Consider the following 16,151-nt stretch of genomic DNA (forward strand, 5'->3'; position numbering starts at 1 on the left):
CCTCCAGGTCTCGTCGGTGCGGTAACCCAACCACAGGACGCGTCAGCGCGTCAGCCGGCCGATCCGCTCCGCCGGGAGCGGGCGGTCGGCGTCGGTCGTCACGGTGAGGCTCGGCTCCGCGCCGTCGCGCTGGTCGGCCCCGTCCATCGGGCGAGCCTCTCTCGGGCGAGGGGGAGCGGCGTCGGAACACGCTGGCCGAGCAGCCCGAAGGGCGTCTCGAGACCCGACCGCGAGCACAGGGCTCCTCCACACGCCGACTTCAGGCCCCGATCGTCCCGCCGGAGTAGCTCGCCGACCCCGGTGTCGGTGGTCCCTGATTCAATACTCGTATGACGGACAACGGATCGGACGGCGCGGTACCCGCCGGCGTGCGCGGGCGAGGCGACCGCGCGGCCGCGTTCGCGCGTGCCGCCGCGCCGCTGCGCCTGGCCGAGGCGGAAGAGCTGTACGCCGGCCACCTCGAGGCCCTCGCCGACTCGGACGCGTACGCCCGGGGGGCGACCCGCAGCGAGACCCGCGATCTCGTCGAGCGCTCGATCCGTGCCGAGTTCGCGGTCGCGGAGGGCCTGCCCGAGCAGGTGATCTCCCGGCGCCTCGAGACAGCGCAGCTGCTGATGGAGCACCTGCCGCTCACGCGGGCGCTGCTCGCGCAGGCGCGTCTGCACTGGGAGGAAGGAGAGGCGATCTGCGCCACCGCCAGCAGCCTTCCCGAAGCCTCCCGCGCCGCACTCGACGAGTACGCCGCCGAGGCGGCGCCGACGATGACGCTCACGCAGCTGCGCCGGGCCCTGCGCCGCTGGAGGGAGGAGCTGCACGAGCAGCCGCTCGCCGAGCGGTACGCGCGTGCCCGGGAGGATCGCGCGGTCTGGGTCACCCCGGATGTGGACGGGATGGCGACGCTCAGCCTCCACGCTCCCGCACCGTCAGTGACGGGTGCGTACGACCGGCTGCGGCGCATCGCCCGCGCCCTCCGGGACGACGGCGACCCGCGCACTCTGCAGCAGCTGAGCGCCGACGCGGCGGTCGACCTGCTCTGCGACGGCGACATCCTCGGCACCACTCCCGACGCCGAGGACCGCCCCGACCCGACCTTCGTCCCCGGTGTCCGCGCCGAGGTGCGGCTGACGCTCGCCGCGTCCACCGCCGTCGGTCTCGACGACGCTCCCGGGGAGCTCGACGGCTACGGGCCCGTCCCCGCGGTCATCGCTCGCGAGCTGATCCGGACCGCCGCCTCGTTCACGCGAGTGCTCACCGATCCGGACACCGGCGCCGTCGTCTCCGTCGGGCGGACGTGGCGCGTCCCGCCGTCGCAGATGCGCCTGCACCTGCAGCTGAGGGATCAGACCTGCCGGTTCGCGGGCTGCACCCGTCCCGCCAGCACCAGTGAGGCCGATCACACGGTCGAGTGGCGCAACGGAGGGGAGACGTCGCTCGAGAACCTCGTGTCGCTCTGCACCAGTCACCACCACCTCCGGCACGGCGACCGGTGGACGTACGCGAAGGGCGACGGCGGCGAGATCGTGTGGACGACGCCGACCGGACGGCGCGTCAGCAACCGGCCGCCGCCACTGCCAGGGCGGCCGCCGGACCCACTGCCGGGGCCGCACTTCGACGATGCACCCGCGCCGTTCTGACGGAGGGCGCGTTTACTGGGAAGAGACGCTCGCACACATGCTGGTCGAGTAGCCCCGAAGGGGCGTATCGAGACCCACCACCGCATGAACGTCGGCCTCTTCCCCGCCCTGCCGATCAGCGCCGGCTGCTGCCTGCTCTCCATGGCTCCCTGCGCCGGGCCGCTCGCCCTTCGCGCCGGCTGAGCGCGGGGGCGGCCTCCGCTCGCTCGCGCGCCTCGTCTTCGCGGCGGCTCAGCCAGCCGGGTCCGTCCCGGCGCAGCTGCTCGGCGTCGGGGCTCGGCGTGCGGGGTGCCGCGCGCCGCCGCCGCGCGAGACCGATCTGCTTCACGACGCCGACCACGACTCCGGTGCCGAAGAACGGCAGCCCGACGCCCGCCACCAGCCAGAGCGGGGCGTGCCGGCGGCCGCCGCCGACGACCGCGGTCGGATCCCAGTCGACGTCCGAGCCGAGGACGACGATCATCGCCACGAACGCCGCGCTGAGCACGGCCAGCGTCCACGGCCGGGAGAGGAGGAACGCCTGCGCGCGCTCCGACACCCTCCGCCTCGCCATTCCGCGAGCCTAGGCGCCGGGCGGATCGGCCGCGACGCCGGAGAGCCGGTCCCCTGGACACGATCGCGGCCGTGCGGGAGGCTGGGGGCGATCGCGAGACCCGGCCCCCGTCTCCTTCGACTCTCGAGCGCACGCGCGCACGCGCCGCTCGAGGGGTGGAATCAGCCCTCCGGTCTCGACGCCCGCCACGAACCGGACGCGTCGCCCGATTCCACGGGGGTGGGGTCGGGCCCGGCCTCGCCCCCCTCCTCCCGGCCCGGAGGCCCTCCTCCCGGGCGGACGCGGTAAAATCGTCGCTCACTTCCCTGCTCGGGTCGGCCGCCCGCCGGGCGCAGCCGTCCGGCAGGCCCGCGGGCCGGGTTCGGCTCGCCGGCGGGAGAGTGCAGGGGAGGCCGGATGGCGCAGCGTCGCGAGTCCGAGCCGACACCAGTGGCCGCTCCCGTGCCCGCGCCCGCCGACCAGGGCGGCATCCGCATCGAGGCCGTCGGCGATGACGTCGAGCAGGCGCCCGTCGTCCTCGGCGGCTTCTACGCGGGGACCGACTGGACGGTGACCCCGTCGGACGCCCCGTTCTCGTTCCGCTACGCCGCTCTCGGCGACGCCGCGATGACCCTGCGGACCTCGCAGATGCGCGGCACCAACTCCGGCGACATCCCCGTCGGCGAAGACTACATCGTGCAGTGGCTCGTCGCAGGCAGCTCGACGATCGACCTCCAGCGCGACGCGATCCCGCAGCGGCGCGGCGTCCCCCTGCTGTTCCCCGCCTATCGCTCGTTCGAGTTCACCTTCACCGACTACGACCAGAAGCTCGTGCACCTGGGCCGCGACCACGTCGACCGGATCGCCCGCGAGCGGGGCCTGCGCGGACCGCTCCGCTTCGACCACCTCCGCCCGGTCGACACAGCGGCCGCGGACCGCTGGCACGCCGCGATCACGGAGATCTCGACGGCGGTCCGCTCCGGGCGCGTGACACCGCTGCTCTGGGACCGGCTCTCCCGCCGGGGGGCCGCGGCGTTCCTCGAGCTGTACCCGCCGGAGGCCGCGGTGCTGCCCGAGGTGCTGCTCGCCCCGCGGAACGCGAGCGTGCGCACTGCCGCGGAGTTCGTCCAGGAGAACGCGCACCTCGCGCTCGGTCCGCTCGAGATCGCGGCCGCAGCGCGCCTCAGCGTGCGCGGTCTGCAGGTCGCCTTCCAGCGGGTCCTCGGCACGACGCCGCTGCAGTACCTCCGCGACGTGCGCCTCGACCGCGCGCGCACCGACCTGCTGCTCGCCGACCCCGCCCGCAGCACCGTCGCCGACATCGCCCGCGACTGGGGCTTCACCCACCTCGGCCGCTTCTCCGGCGCCTACGCCGCCCGTTTCGGCGAGTATCCGAGCCGCACGCTGCAGCGCTGACGGCCCGACTGTCCACGAAACGCACTGGCGGCGAGCGGCGCCGACCGGAGTGGAAAACTGACCCCGATGAACGAGGACCACGCGCGCGTGCGGCGCTCCGAGGTGAGCGGCACCGACTTCGACCAGGCGCGCACGCTGCTGCAGGGCGAGTACAACGGCGCCGGATTCACCGTCGAGCCGACGGTGCCGAGCTTCTCCTACCGCTACTCCTCCGTCGGCGACGACGAGCTGACCCTGCGCGGGAGCCTCTTCGCCGGCTCGGTCCACGGCTCGATCCTGACCGAGGGCGAGTACATCGTCTCCTGGCTCACCGCCGGCTCCGGCGCGACCGACCTCGGCCGCGACGCGGTCGTCCTGGCGCACGGGCAGCCGGCCGTGCTGGTGAACAACCGGCCCGCGGAGTTCGACTTCACCGACTACCGCCAGAACCTGATGCACTTCGACGGCGCCTTCCTCGAGCGCGTCGCCGCCGAGCACGAGGGCGCCACCGGCCCGCTCCTCTTCGACACCCGCGCTCGCCCCACCGGCGAGGCCCTGCGGAAGTGGGGAGCGACCGTCGCGACCGTCGCCCGCGTCGTCTACAGCACCGACAGCCCGGAGCTGCTGCGCCGCGAGGCGAACCGCACCGCCGCGATCGCGCTGCTGGACACCTTCCCCCACGTCGCTCTCGCCGTCCCCGCCGAGCTCTCGCTCCCGTCGACCGCCAGGCTCCGCGCCGCCATCGAGTACCTGCACGCCCACGCCCACGAGCCCGTCCCCGTCGAGGACGTCGCCGCGGCCGCGGGTCTGAGCCTGCGCGGCCTGCAGGCCCTCTTCCGCCGCGAGCTGGAGCTCAGCCCGCTCGACTACCTGCGCCGCATCCGCCTCGACCGCGTCCGGGAGGAGCTCCGGGCCGGCCAGGCGGGAGCCCTCTCCGTCGCGGAGGTCGCGCACCGGTGGGGCTTCGCGCACCTGGGCCGCTTCTCCGCGTCCTACGCGCGCCGCTTCGGCGAGTACCCGCGGGCGACGCTGCACGACTGAGGCGACGTGCTCTGCTGATGACGGCGGGGTCTCTAGGAAAGATCACCTCTGCGCAGGAGGAAAGCCATGCTGATCGAGTAGCCCGCGGAGCGGGCGTATCGAGATCCACCGTCGTCGGAAGACGAGTCTGCAGACCTGGTCTTGCTGGTGACGGCGGGTCTCGATACGCCCCTGCGGGGCTACTCGACCAGCATGGGTACGCCCCTGCGGGCTACTGGACCAGCATGGAGCGGTGCCGCCGCTCGCAGCCGACGAGTCACGGCTGATCAGGGCGTGGCGCTCTCGTCCGCCGGCCGCAGCGCCCAGGCGGTCACCGCCACCTCCGCGCCCGCCACGATGTCGGTCTGCACCGGCCAGGAGCCGCGCACGCCACCGGGGATCTGCGCGCAGTAGAGGGTGGTCGCGACGAGGGCGCCCGGGGTGGCTCCGGCGTCCCAGCCGAGGCGCGTGACCGCGGTGCCGCCGGCCGGGATCTCGACGCGCACGGGGCCGGCGTCCTCGGTCATGAACGAGCCTCCGCGGACGAGGTCGACGTCGAGGGCGTTGCCGTTCTGGTCGGCGAAGGCCAGGTCGGGGTAGCCCTCGATCACGCACGGCGCCTCGGAGAAGTTGAGCAGCTCGATCGTGAGCATCCGGTGCCCGGTGGCCGCGTCCGTGCCGCTGAACAGGGGCGTGGCGACGTCCGGTGTGCAGGCGTCCGCGGCGAGCGGGCCCTCGGCGGGGGCGCTGGTCGGCGGAGGCGTGCCCTCCGCGTACGGATCGGGGAGTGCCCCGGAGTCCTCGTCGTAGCCGTTCGCGATCGCGTCCGCGGCGACGGCGCTGCGGTCGGCCTCGCGCTGCCCGACGACGCCCGCCACGACGAGGGCGGTCACCGCGAGCACGGAGACACCCGCCAGCAGGACGGGCCGGAGGCGCGTCGGCCTCGCGGAGTCCCGGCCCGCGCGACGGCTCAGCAGCACGACCATCAGGGCGGGCAGCCAGCCCTGCACGAGTCCCCAGTAGGCGCCGACCGCGGCCTGCGCGCCCAGCCCCGAGAACAGCATCCGGAGCCGCATCGGCGGGAGCGCCCCCGCGACGGCCGCCGCGTCCTGCGCGAGGCCCGCGACTCCTCCCGCGACCACGGCGGCGAACCAGACGGTGACGAAGGCGGCCCGCCCCGATCCGCCGGCGAGCCGGCTCACCAGCAGGTGCACGACGGCGACGACGACCGCGCCGATCACCCCGACGAGCAGCGACCAGGGCAGCGGCCGAGCCCAGACGTAGCCGGGGATCGTGAGCGGCAGGACCGCCTCCTGGCCGCCGATCGTGAGCCCGTTCCACTGCACCGCCGCCGCGATCGCCCCGGTGCCGAGCCAGAGCACGGCGGCCGTCAGCGCGGCCGGCCCCGCGTCCGTGCCGGTCCTCGTGTGCGCCATCGCGCTCCCCCTCCGCCGCCCCCGCGTGGTGCGGTGCGCACCGGGGCGACCGTATCAGGGGGCCTACGAGGCGCGTCGCCAGCGAATGCCGAGGGCTCCCCGCCTCAGCCGGAGCTGACCGGCTGCGCCCGGGCGCCCTCCGAGCCGGTCAGCTCGTGGCCCGGTCAGCTCTTGGAGCCGGTGAGCGCGAGGGTGCCGCCGAGGCCGATCATCATGACGCCGCCGGTGCCGGTGAGGGTCGACATCCGCTTCGGCGACGAGGCGAACCAGGTGCGCGCGGTCCCCGCAGCGAGGGCGCCCACACGCTGTCGCAGAGCAGCGCCAGGCCCTGGAAGGTGAAGCCGAGGATCAGCAGCTGCGCCCAGACGGGGCCGGCCGCCGGATCCACGAACTGGGGGAGGACGGCGACGAAGAAGGCGACCGTCTTCGGGTTCGTGAGGCCGACGACGAAGCCCTGGCGCAGCAGCGTCCAGGACGACGCCGGAGCGCCGGCCGTCGTGCCGGAGTGCGCGTGGCGGTGGCGGATCGCCTGCACGCCGAGCCACACGAGGTAGACGGCTCCCGCGAGCTTGAGCACGGTGAACGCGACGACCGAGGCGGCGACGACGGCGCCCACCCCGAAGGCGACGGCGAGGATCGCGGGCATGATCCCGAGGGCGTTCCCGAGGAGGCTCAGCATCCCGGCCCGGCGGCCGTAGGCGATCGACCGGCTGATGGTGAAGAGGACGCTCGGCCCGGGGATCACGATCAGGGCCACCGACGCGAGAGCGAACGCCAGGAAGTGCTCGGGGGAGATCATGCCCGAACAGTAGCGCCGCGCCGCCCTGAGCGGGGAGCGATCAGGTCACTGCTCGATCACTCGATCGTCCAGGTGGGCGCCGTAGAACTCGGACTGCCGCCGCATCAGCTCGCGCATCGACACTCCGGGTCCGACGCCGTAGACGGTCCCGGGGAAGTCGAGCCGCCGCTGGATCGCCCAGATCTCCTCGTGGCGCTCCGGCGGGAGGATCGACGCCGGCGTCCCGACAGCCACCCAGCCGATCGGGACCACGGAACCGGGCTCGAGGACGGTGTTCACCTGCACGACAGCGTTGATCCGGACCTCGGCACCGGTGCCGATGCGGCTGCCGGGGAAGAGGGACGCGCCGGTGGCGATGAACGACTCGTCCTCGACGATGCTGCCGTTCACGTGGGCGTGCGGGCCGATCATGACCGCCGCGCCGATGCTCACCGGGTGACCCGCTCGGCCGCGGATCAGCGCGTGCTCCATCACGACGGTGTCCTCGCCGATGGCGACCTCGCCGTCCTCCGCCGTGACGACCGCCCCGTGCAGGATGCGGGCCCCCGCTCCGATGCGGACGGCCCCGCTCACCACGGCGGACGACGCGACGGACGCGGTGGGGTGGATCACGGGCTCGCGGTCCCGATGTCTGATGAGCATGCGCTCGCTCCTCGCCTCGCCCGGACGCGGTCTGCTCGGCCGCTCCACGACGCTAGCGTCCGGCGGTCTCGAGAGAGGACGGACCGGCACCCGTCCTGCCGTGCCGCGGGACTTCGACGAGAGCGCCGGCCGATGCCCCTCGGGGGAGCATCGGCCGGCGGTCGTGCGTGGTGCGCGGTAGGTCCGGGTCAGCGCTGGACGAGCGGGATCGCGATGTCGGTGACGTCCGCGCCGATGGTGCCGAGGCGGGTGGCCGTGCCGTTGAGCACGCCGACCTCGTAGAGCGACCCGTTGACGGCGGCGAGGCCGATCGAGGCGATGGAGCTGCCGTTGCGGAGGACGGAGTAGATGTCGAAGCCGGTGATGCCGGCCGCGTCGACGCCGAGCTTGCCGGTCGGTGCCAGCGTGCCGGCGTTGGCGGGGGACTGGATGGCGATCTGATCGAGCGCCGTGTCGAGGACGAAGAGGGTGGTCGCCGTGTTCGGGTCGAGGTCGTTGTTCGTGTACGCGGCCCCGTTGACGCCGGTGGCCACGGCCGGTGCGGCGTAGCTCAGCGAGCCGTCGGCGACCGTCGCGGCACCCGGGGTGGCGAACGGCTGGCGCAGGTTCTGGCCGGTGTCGCTGACCACGCGGAGGGCGTTGGCGGCGGGGTTGAAGTCGACGCCGAAGGTGGTGCCGCTGAGCGCCACGGTGAGGCGGGTGACCGGGGTGGCCACGCCCGTTTTCGCGTCGATGGAGTAGACGCCGGCGCTCGCCGCGGTGTTGCCGACGCCGTAGAGGTTGCCGTCTTGGACGCGGTAGTCGATGCCGACGAGCGAGGTGTCGCCGCCGGTGAGACCGGTGACGGCGACCTCGCCGGTGACCGTTCCGGGCTTGGTGGGGTTGAACTGCACGAGCGAAGTGCCGCCGTCGGCGAGACCGACGACGCGCAGCTTGGCCGCCACCGAGCGGGCGGCGCTGACGAGCGCGCTGCTGGAATCGCTGGTCGCGACCGCGGGAGCGACACTGCTCGCACCGGCCAGCACGGGGGCCACGGCCATCACACTCGCGACGGCGACAGCGGTGATGCCGACCTTGAACGTCCTGTTCATCGGGTACTCCTTGAGACTCTCGGTCGCCGGCGATCGGCGACTCGCAGAGGTGTACTGGCGGAGGGGCGCCGGCGTTCATCGGGGCCGCGAGATTCTTCTGAACGTGCCGGAGGGCGAACCACGTGCCCGAGGTGGTGGCAGCGGCCGGCGGTGACTGGCGGCGGCGCGCCCAGCCGATGATCAGCGCGGTGGTCGACATCGCGCCCTGAACGCGCGAAACCCGAGCGCCACGTCCGTTCCGGACGGGTCTCGGGTTCACTTCCCGAGACTCAACGTCCCGGGCTGCCAGGAGGTTACAGCTCTGCGGTTCCTGTGGGCGGCCAGTCGTGAAAGGGACTTCGGAGTGGCGGGACACCAGTGCTCTCGTCGTGCGTTCAGCTCTGCGGCGGCTCCTGGCGATCATCCCCCATCGCGAGTCGCCCGTCCTCCTGCGCGGAGGATCGGTCAGTGGACGCCGAGGTCGTCACTCGGCTCGACGTCCGCCAGCCGGAAGGGGCCCTCGTGGAGAGGTCCGCGGCTCCACATCGCGACGGTGGCCCAGCCGAGGTCGGCGTGGGCGACGCTCCCCTCGGGGATGCTGCGGGTGAACAGTGCGTAGTCGATGCCGTCGAGGAGGAGCGCGGTGACGTCCCAGCGGGCACGATCGCGGGCGAGAGCCTGGGCTCGTTCCTCCGTCTCCCTCATCGCGGCGCGCGCCTCGTGGGTCGGCAGGTCGGTGGGCAGCACGTCCAGGAGCAGGCAGCCGACGGCCAGGCTCGCGGTCGCGATCGAGTCCGTCACCGTCCCGTGGACGGAGCCCTGAGGTCCCAGCCGGGTGCCGGTGCGCCGCATCGTGCGGATCGTGAAGCGGTGCTCCGGCGTTCCCCGGTCGACAGCGATCAGCACCTCGTCGAGCGGACCGTCGTCGGTGCGGCCCAGGCCCGTGATCGTCCAGGGCTCCGAGGCCGGCGGGAGGAGGGTCAGCATCCCCCCATCCAACTCGGAGGCCGTCGTCCTGCCAAGGCCGTGGCGCGCATCGAGGACCCGTCGTGGAGGCGGAACGGGCCTGGGCCCGTGGGATGCGCGCCGAACGGCGAGCCGGAGGGGATTCCGCGAGCCGGAGGTGCGGCGCCGGACGCGCCGTCGGGTCAGCTCCTCCGCTCGACCAGCGCCCGCAGCGCGTCGCGCACGAACCGGGCGCCGGCGACTCCGCCGTAGTGCGCGGCGAAGCGCTCGTCGGCGACGTACATCTCGCCGAGCCCGAGCAGGTACTCGTCACTCGGCCCGCCGGTCGCGTCGCGGGGCGTGCCCGGCACCTCGGCCAGCCAGGCGCGGTGCCGCTCGGCGAGCGCGAGCGCGTCCTCGCTCTCCGGGTCCGTCCCGCTCGCCGCCGCGGCGGTCCAGGCGCCGGCGAGGTCCGCCTGCCTGCGGCGCCACGCCTCCCGCTCCTCGGTGCCCATCGAGCGCCACCAGCGGTCGCCGTCGGCGTAGGCCGGCGCGCCCCAGCGGCGCTCCACCTCCTCGCGGTGCTCCGCGTGGTCGAACCCGTCGAACATCTCCTCGGCCATCGGCCCGTTCCCTTCCCTCAGCGTCGTGATCGTCCCGGTGACCGCCCGGATGCGGCGGTCGAGCCGCTCGCGCTCCTCCCGCAGCACGTCGAGGTGCCGCTCGAGAGCGGTCACCGGCTCGGTGTCGCGGCGGAGGATCCGCCCGATCTCGGCCAGCCCGAGACCGAGGTCGCGCAGCAGCAGGATCCGCTGCAGCGTCACGAGCGCGGCGGCGTCGTAGTAGCGGTACCCGTTCGCGCCCAGCCGGCTCGGCGGCAGCAGCCCCACGGCTCCGTAGTGCCGCAGCGTCCGGCTGGTCGTCCCGGCCAGCCGCGCCACCTCGTGCACCGACCACTCGTGCACCGACCACTCCTGTGCCGACCACTCCTGCGCCACCGCGTCCTCCGTCCCCGCCCCTCCGGAGATGTCCGGCGGCGATGAGAGCGACGGTACGGGTTGACGCTGCGTCAGAGTCAAGACCAGGGGGAGCAGCAGAACCTGTCAGCTGCTGCGGGTCCCGCGCCGTGGGCGTCGCACGGTCGACGCGATCAGGAACAGCAGCGCTGCCGCCGCGGCCCAGGGTCCGGTGAACACCAGCGCCCGCCCCACCGGCCGCCACATCGGGGCGATCAGTCCGCCGAGCGCCAGCCCCGCCCCACCGCCGACCAGCGCGGCGGCGACGGCACCGGCGGCGAGTCGGCCGCCCCGGCTGAGCCACACCCGCTCGACCACGCGCTCGAGGAGGTAGCTGAGCACGGCGACCGGGATGCTCGCGAGGGCGGCGACGACGACGAGCCCGCCGACGGCGATCAGCGAGAAGCCCAGGTCGGCGGCCAGCGGTGTCGCACCCGTCCCGCCCGCCGCGTCGATCAGCCTGCCGATCGAGAACGGCAGCACCGCGAGGAACGAGCCGAGGAGCGCCCGGATCGAGGCGGCGCGCAGCCGAGCGCCGGGCGCCCGCTCACCCGGTTCCTCAGCCGGCTCCCGGCTCCGTCCCGCAGTCGTCACTCGGCCTGGTAGACCTTCCGGAACGCGTCCTTGCGGGCGATCTTGCCGCCGCGGAACTCGTAGATGTCGCAGCCGCGCGTGACCAAGGGCGTGCCGTCCGGAGCGGTTCCGGTGAAGGACCAGGTCGCGGCACCGCGGGTCCCGGAGATGAGGGGCTCGCCCTCCTCGTGCCGCTCCTGCCCGGTGTCGAAGGCGAGCATGAGCGCGAAGCCCTCGCGGACCTGCTCCTTGCCGGACCAGGTGCGGCCGGGCTCGGGACCGACGGACGCGCCGTAGACGCAGTCGTCGGTGACGTGGCTCATCAGCTCCTCGAGGTCGTGACGGCTCCAGGCGTCGCTGAACGCGGCCAGCACCTCGGGCGTCATCTCGCTCGTGCTGTCGTCGGTCGAGAGGGATTCGCTCATCAGTGCACTCCGGTCGTTCGAGGCGGTGGACCGTCGTCGGTCGCTCTGCGACCGTGGCAGGTGCCGGCCGCGGGGGCAATGCCCTCTTGCGGCCATGTCCGGAAGCGGACGGCCGGACGGCCGGCGGGCGGCCCGCTCCTGCTCCTGGATCCTCGCCGCGCGTCGACCGCGCCGAGATCACTGCAGGACGAGGCCGACCAGCGGGGGGAGGACCAGGGTCGCCAGACCGACGAGGACGCCGTGCGCACCGACGCCCAGAGCGACCCAGGCGAGAGCGCGGGGGAGGCCCGTCCGCAGCACGCCGACGACGGCGAGCACGGTGGTGGCGGCGGCGAGGAGCAGCTGGCCGAGGCCGATGCCGACGAACAGGGCCGCGATGCTCGTCGCGTCGATCCCTTTCTCGAAGGCGAGCACCGGCACCGCGGTGGTGAGCCCCGCGAGCAGGATCTGCGTCAGGGTCTGCACGATCGCGAGAACGAAGGCGACCAGTCCGACGGTGTTGCGAGGGCGGGCCGGCGGAGTCGGAGGTGTCATCGTCGAAGGGTAGAGCGAAGCGGGGCCCGGGCGCAGGATCCGAGGAACGCGAGACGAGGTGGTGGCACCACTCTCCGGTCGGCGACATGCGGATCGGAGATCCTCCGCGGACGGGCGCCGTCAGTCCCTCGACCGGTTCGCGTGCGCGCGGGCCTTCATCCGGTTGCCGCACGTCGCCATCGAGCACCACCTCGCGGTGCCGGGCCGGCTGCGGTCGAGGAGGAAGAGGTTGCACTCGTCGTTCGCGCAGGCGCGGAGCCGCCCCGGGAACCGGGCGCTCACGGTCGACCACGCGAGGACCGCCTCCACCGCGAGGCGGTCCGCCTCGGGCGCGCTCAGCTCCCACACGACGCCCTCGCCGGTGACGCGCGGAGTGCTCACGGCGTCCGCGACCAGGCCCGAAAGCTCCGCCACGGCGGCGTGCGCGCCCGAGCGCACGACCGCCTGGAGCGCATCGCGGGCACGCCGCAGCCGCTCGAGCTCGGGCCCGGTGCCGGCCCCGCCCCATCGTCGCGCGAGCTCCCGCCCGGAGGCATCACCCAGGTCGTCCGTCGGCTGGCCGTCGACCACCGGCGCGCTGTTCAGCACCGCCAGGAGCAGCTCCTCGTCCCGGTCCATCGCTCCCCGCTCTCCCGCGCCGTGCGGCTCGTCCGGCCCATGCTAGCGTCCTGCTAACCAGTAAAACCACTTGAAAGGGTTAGTCATGGTCACTGTCCACCACCGCACCGTCTCCGTCGGAGGGCTCGACGTGTTCTGGCGGGAGGCCGGACCCGTCGACGCCCCGGTCCTCCTGCTGCTGCACGGCTACCCGAGCAGCTCGCACATGTTCCGCCACCTGATTCCGGCCGTCGCGGGGCGCTACCGCGTCATCGCGCCGGACCACATCGGGTTCGGACGCTCGTCCGCGCCCTCCGTCGACGACTTCGACTACACCTTCGCGTCCCTCACCGAGGTGACCCGCCGCTTCCTCGAGACCATCGGGGTGTCCCGGTACACGATCTACGTCCAGGACTACGGCGCACCCGTCGGCTGGCGCCTCGCCCTCGCCGACCCCGCCGCGGTCGCCGGCGTGATCTCGCAGAACGGCAACGCCTACGAGGAGGGCTTCGTCCCCGGCTTCTGGGACCCGATCTGGGCCGACGCCGCCGAGCGGACCGACGCGACGCGCGACGCCCTCCGTCCTGCCCTCGGCCGCGAGGCCGTCGAGTGGCAGTACACCCACGGGGTCCCGGACCCCAGCACCGTCGACCCGGACGCCTGGGAGCACGATCTCGCGCTCCTCGCCCGCCCCGGGCAGGACGACGTGCAGCTGGCCCTCTTCCGCGACTACGCCACCAACCGCGAGCTGTACCCCGCCGTGCAGGCCTGGCTCCGCACGTCGCGGGTCCCGGTCCTCGCCGTCTGGGGACGGAACGACGAGATCTTCGCCGCGGCCGGCGCCCAGGCCTTCGTGCGCGACGCCCCTCACGCCCGCGTCGAGCTCGTCGACGGCGGCCACTTCCTGCTCGAGTCCGATCTCGACAGCGTCGTCGGCGCGATCACGGAGTGGCTCGACCGCGAGTGATCCGCATCTTCATTCGTGTCTACCCGGGCTAGACATTGCCGATTTAGACGGGGTAAATTATCGAGACCCGGGACGTCTCGCCGGGGCTCGTGCGCAAGGCGTTGAACGCCATCGAGGCGGCGAAGGAGGACGAGCGATGAGCATCACGGTCACCGCGCATCACTGGGAGCACGGCTGGGAGCTGTGGATCGACGGCGAGGCCGCGACCCAGGTCGCCACGCTCGACAAGGCCGTCCGGCAGGTGCGCGACTACCTCGACACCGTCGATCCGAGCGTCGACCACGGCGAGTGGGGCGTGACGGTCGTCCCGGAGATCGGCCCTCTCGGCGCCGAGATCGTCGAGGCGCGACGAGCGACCGAGCAGGCGGCGCAGGCGTCCATCGCCGCCGCCGCTCGTGCGCGTGTCGCGGCACGTCGGCTGCGGGAAGCGGGATTCTCCGTGACGGACTCCGCGGCGATCCTCGGCGTCTCCCGCGGCCGCGTGTCGCAGCTCACCGGCGGCTGACCGCGGGAGTGGGCGGGGCGGGGGAGCACCCCTCACCGGACGTCGTCGTCGGCGGCGTCGAGGGTCTGCCGGAGGAGTCGGAGGGCCCTGGGCCCCACTCCGTGGAGGGTCGCGAGGTGGTCGAGGCCCACCCGCCGCAGGTCGTCCACGTCCTGCACGCCCGCTTCCGCGAGCGCACGGGCGGCCGGAGCGCCGATGGCGGGGAGCTGTCGAGACGGTTCCATGCGCTCGACCCTACGAACCGGAGCACTGAACAGCTGCCACAGCACCACCTGCTCCGTAGCGCTACTCGATCGGCATGGCTGCGGTGCGGTCGAGTTCGCAGCAGCGCCGCGAGCATGCTGGTCGAGTAGCCGCCTGCGGCGGCGTATCGAGACCCGCCGTCACCAGCGGGGCGGGTCTGCAGGCTCAGGTTCTGACGGTGGTGGATCTCGATACGCCCGCTGCGCGGGCTACTCGATCAGCATGGACGGCCCTCGTCCGATGCGCGCGATCGCGCTGCGCCCCATGCTGGTCGAGTAGCCGCCTACGCCCGCACCGCGGGCTGCTCGATCGGCATGAACGGCGGGTCAGCGCGCCGCGCCCGCCCGGAAGGCGGAGCCGGGGTGCCCGGCGGGCAGCGTCGGCACGCCGCGTCCGAGGATCCGCTCGCGCATCGATCCGGAGCGGGGCGTCTCGGGCAGCATGCCGCGCTCGCGCAGCAGCGGCATCACCTGCTCGGCGAAGTCGCGGTAGGTCTCCCACGAGCCGTAGGTGTACTCGATCAGGAAGCCGTCGACGTCGGTCCGATCGACGATCTCCTGCAGCTGGTCGGCGACGGACTCCGCGGTGCCGGTGACGCGCATCCCTCCGATCGAGGACGTGATCACGTCGAGGATCTCGGCGACGGTCGGGCTGTACTCGGGCTGCTGGAACATCGCCAGCATGGTCTGCCCGACCTCGGTCGTCACCTCGGCGAGGGTCGCGTCGAGCGGGAACGACATCAGGTCCACTCCGCTCCACCCCATGAAGAGCGCGGCGGCCGCCTCGCGCGAGGGGGTCGCGTCGAGCTCGGCGCGCAGCCGCGACGCCTCCTCCTCCGTGTCTCCGACGATGATCGAGACGGAGGGGATGACCGTGATGTGCCGCGGGTCGCGGCCGTTGGCCTCGGCCCTCGCCCGCAGGTCGGCGACCGTGGCGGCGACCTTGCCGAGGTCGCGGTCCTGGATGAAGACGCACTCGCCGTACCGGCCGGCGAAGGCGCGACCGGCGGAGGAGGTGCCCGCCTGCAGCAGCAGCGGGGTGCGCTGCACGGACGGGATCGCCGGGAAGTAGCCGTCGTAGCGGAAGTACTCGCCCTCGTGGGTGATGCGGTGCACCTTGGCGGGGTCGGCGTAGGTCCGGGTGGCCTTGTCGTAGACGACCGCGTCGTCCTCCCAGGCGCCCTCCCAGAGCTTCAGGCACAGCTCGACGAACTCGGTGGCGCGGCGGTAGCGCTCGTCGTGGGGCGTGACTCCGTCGTGCCCCAGGAGCTTGGTGAGCGCGACCTGGTTGTCGGAGGTGACGATGTTCCAGGCGATGCGGCCCTTCGTCAGATGATCGAGCGTCGTGAAGGTGCGGGCGTTGAGGTAGGGCCGCTGCGCCGTGGTGGAGGCGGTGACCACGAAGCCGAGGCGGTCGACGGTCGCCGCGAGACCGCTGACGAGGACGAGCGGATCGTGCACGGGGACCTGCACGGCCTCGCGGATCACCACCTCCGGAACGTCGTCGCCGCTCATCGGGTAGCCCAGCGCCTCGGCGAGGAAGAGGAAGTCGAAGCCGGCGTCCTCGAGCTTCCGGGCGAGGTCCTGCCAGTACTCGAGAGTGGCGAAGTCGCGGGTGTCGCCGCGCGGGTGGTGCCAGGCGTTGCTGATGAAGTTCGGCGTGAACTCCTCGAACGCGCCGAGGAAGATCTGCTTGGTCACGGTGCGGCCCTTCGATGGCGATCGGATGCTCCCGATCGGAGGGCTGATAACCTGGCGTTATCAACGAGCTGATGATAACCAGGAGTTATCACGCTCGGCAAGACCGCACCACCGCGCC

At 73.2% G+C, this 16,151-nt stretch carries 17 protein-coding genes and 1 pseudogene; 5 read left to right on the forward strand and 13 right to left on the reverse strand.

The window, feature by feature from the left end; genetic code table 11:
* Nucleotides 1–329: 329 nt before the first annotated feature.
* Nucleotides 330–1,634 (forward strand): HNH endonuclease signature motif containing protein, encoded by a 1,305-nt coding sequence (locus HQQ86_RS15285; RefSeq protein WP_173289107.1) that lies wholly within the window; start codon nucleotides 330–332, stop codon nucleotides 1,632–1,634.
* 115 nt (nucleotides 1,635–1,749) lie between these two features.
* On the opposite strand, the gene HQQ86_RS15290 is transcribed toward HQQ86_RS15285, so the two are convergent.
* Entirely contained in the window at nucleotides 1,750–2,187 is a 438-nt protein-coding gene (locus tag HQQ86_RS15290; protein ID WP_173289108.1) for a hypothetical protein, read from the reverse strand.
* A gap of 396 nt (nucleotides 2,188–2,583) precedes the next feature.
* On the opposite strand from HQQ86_RS15290, the gene HQQ86_RS15295 reads away from it, so the two are divergent.
* Nucleotides 2,584–3,582, forward strand: a complete 999-nt coding sequence (locus HQQ86_RS15295; RefSeq protein WP_173289109.1) for a helix-turn-helix domain-containing protein — start codon at nucleotides 2,584–2,586, stop codon at nucleotides 3,580–3,582.
* 66 nt (nucleotides 3,583–3,648) lie between these two features.
* Nucleotides 3,649–4,602, forward strand: coding sequence for an AraC family transcriptional regulator (locus tag HQQ86_RS15300; protein WP_173289110.1), 954 nt, complete (start codon nucleotides 3,649–3,651; stop codon nucleotides 4,600–4,602).
* A gap of 266 nt (nucleotides 4,603–4,868) precedes the next feature.
* On the opposite strand, the gene HQQ86_RS15305 is transcribed toward HQQ86_RS15300, so the two are convergent.
* From HQQ86_RS15305 to HQQ86_RS15350, 10 genes and pseudogenes are all read right to left on the reverse strand, one after another.
* Complete coding sequence (locus tag HQQ86_RS15305; protein WP_173289111.1) at nucleotides 4,869–6,017, reverse strand: DUF4232 domain-containing protein; 1,149 nt, start codon at nucleotides 6,015–6,017, stop codon at nucleotides 4,869–4,871.
* Nucleotides 6,018–6,181: 164 nt separating this feature from the next.
* Nucleotides 6,182–6,816, reverse strand: a pseudogene (locus HQQ86_RS15310) (LysE family translocator).
* A 45-nt stretch (nucleotides 6,817–6,861) separates the two neighbouring features.
* Nucleotides 6,862–7,458, reverse strand: a complete 597-nt coding sequence (locus HQQ86_RS15315; RefSeq protein ID WP_173289112.1) for a gamma carbonic anhydrase family protein — start codon at nucleotides 7,456–7,458, stop codon at nucleotides 6,862–6,864.
* Between the two features lie 188 nt (nucleotides 7,459–7,646).
* The gene (locus HQQ86_RS15320) at nucleotides 7,647–8,549 is read right to left on the reverse strand and encodes a DUF4394 domain-containing protein (RefSeq protein ID WP_216845558.1); all 903 of its coding nucleotides are present in this window, start codon (nucleotides 8,547–8,549) and stop codon (nucleotides 7,647–7,649) included.
* A 444-nt stretch (nucleotides 8,550–8,993) separates the two neighbouring features.
* On the reverse strand, nucleotides 8,994–9,515 hold the full coding sequence (locus HQQ86_RS15325) for a hypothetical protein (RefSeq protein WP_173289113.1): 522 nt from the start codon (nucleotides 9,513–9,515) through the stop codon (nucleotides 8,994–8,996).
* Nucleotides 9,516–9,676: 161 nt separating this feature from the next.
* A complete protein-coding gene (locus HQQ86_RS15330; protein WP_367948679.1) occupies nucleotides 9,677–10,471 on the reverse strand; it encodes a TipAS antibiotic-recognition domain-containing protein in 795 nt (264 codons plus the stop codon).
* 105 nt (nucleotides 10,472–10,576) lie between these two features.
* Nucleotides 10,577–11,083, reverse strand: coding sequence for a hypothetical protein (locus tag HQQ86_RS15335; protein WP_173289114.1), 507 nt, complete (start codon nucleotides 11,081–11,083; stop codon nucleotides 10,577–10,579).
* Nucleotides 11,080–11,487, reverse strand: a complete 408-nt coding sequence (locus HQQ86_RS15340) for a nuclear transport factor 2 family protein (protein ID WP_173289115.1) — start codon at nucleotides 11,485–11,487, stop codon at nucleotides 11,080–11,082. The genes HQQ86_RS15335 and HQQ86_RS15340 overlap by 4 nt, the downstream gene beginning before the upstream one ends.
* A gap of 177 nt (nucleotides 11,488–11,664) precedes the next feature.
* A complete protein-coding gene (locus tag HQQ86_RS15345) occupies nucleotides 11,665–12,021 on the reverse strand; it encodes a hypothetical protein (protein ID WP_173289116.1) in 357 nt (118 codons plus the stop codon).
* A 120-nt stretch (nucleotides 12,022–12,141) separates the two neighbouring features.
* A complete protein-coding gene (locus HQQ86_RS15350; protein ID WP_173289117.1) occupies nucleotides 12,142–12,639 on the reverse strand; it encodes a CGNR zinc finger domain-containing protein in 498 nt (165 codons plus the stop codon).
* 85 nt (nucleotides 12,640–12,724) lie between these two features.
* Here HQQ86_RS15350 and HQQ86_RS15355 point away from each other — a divergent pair, with 85 nt between their 5' ends.
* Together HQQ86_RS15355 and HQQ86_RS15360 are read left to right on the forward strand one after the other, a co-directional pair.
* Complete coding sequence (locus tag HQQ86_RS15355; RefSeq protein ID WP_173289118.1) at nucleotides 12,725–13,585, forward strand: alpha/beta fold hydrolase; 861 nt, start codon at nucleotides 12,725–12,727, stop codon at nucleotides 13,583–13,585.
* A gap of 136 nt (nucleotides 13,586–13,721) precedes the next feature.
* A complete protein-coding gene (locus HQQ86_RS15360) occupies nucleotides 13,722–14,090 on the forward strand; it encodes an antitoxin HicB (protein WP_173289119.1) in 369 nt (122 codons plus the stop codon).
* A 32-nt stretch (nucleotides 14,091–14,122) separates the two neighbouring features.
* Here HQQ86_RS15360 and HQQ86_RS15365 read toward each other — a convergent pair whose 3' ends face one another.
* On the reverse strand, nucleotides 14,123–14,314 hold the full coding sequence (locus tag HQQ86_RS15365; RefSeq protein ID WP_173289120.1) for a helix-hairpin-helix domain-containing protein: 192 nt from the start codon (nucleotides 14,312–14,314) through the stop codon (nucleotides 14,123–14,125).
* Nucleotides 14,315–14,659: 345 nt separating this feature from the next.
* Nucleotides 14,660–16,033, reverse strand: coding sequence for an NtaA/DmoA family FMN-dependent monooxygenase (locus HQQ86_RS15370; protein ID WP_173289121.1), 1,374 nt, complete (start codon nucleotides 16,031–16,033; stop codon nucleotides 14,660–14,662).
* Between the last annotated feature and the right edge of the window lie 118 nt (nucleotides 16,034–16,151).

Source organism: Rathayibacter sp. VKM Ac-2857 (assembly GCF_013205025.1).
In the GTDB taxonomy this organism is placed as follows: domain Bacteria; phylum Actinomycetota; class Actinomycetes; order Actinomycetales; family Microbacteriaceae; genus Rathayibacter.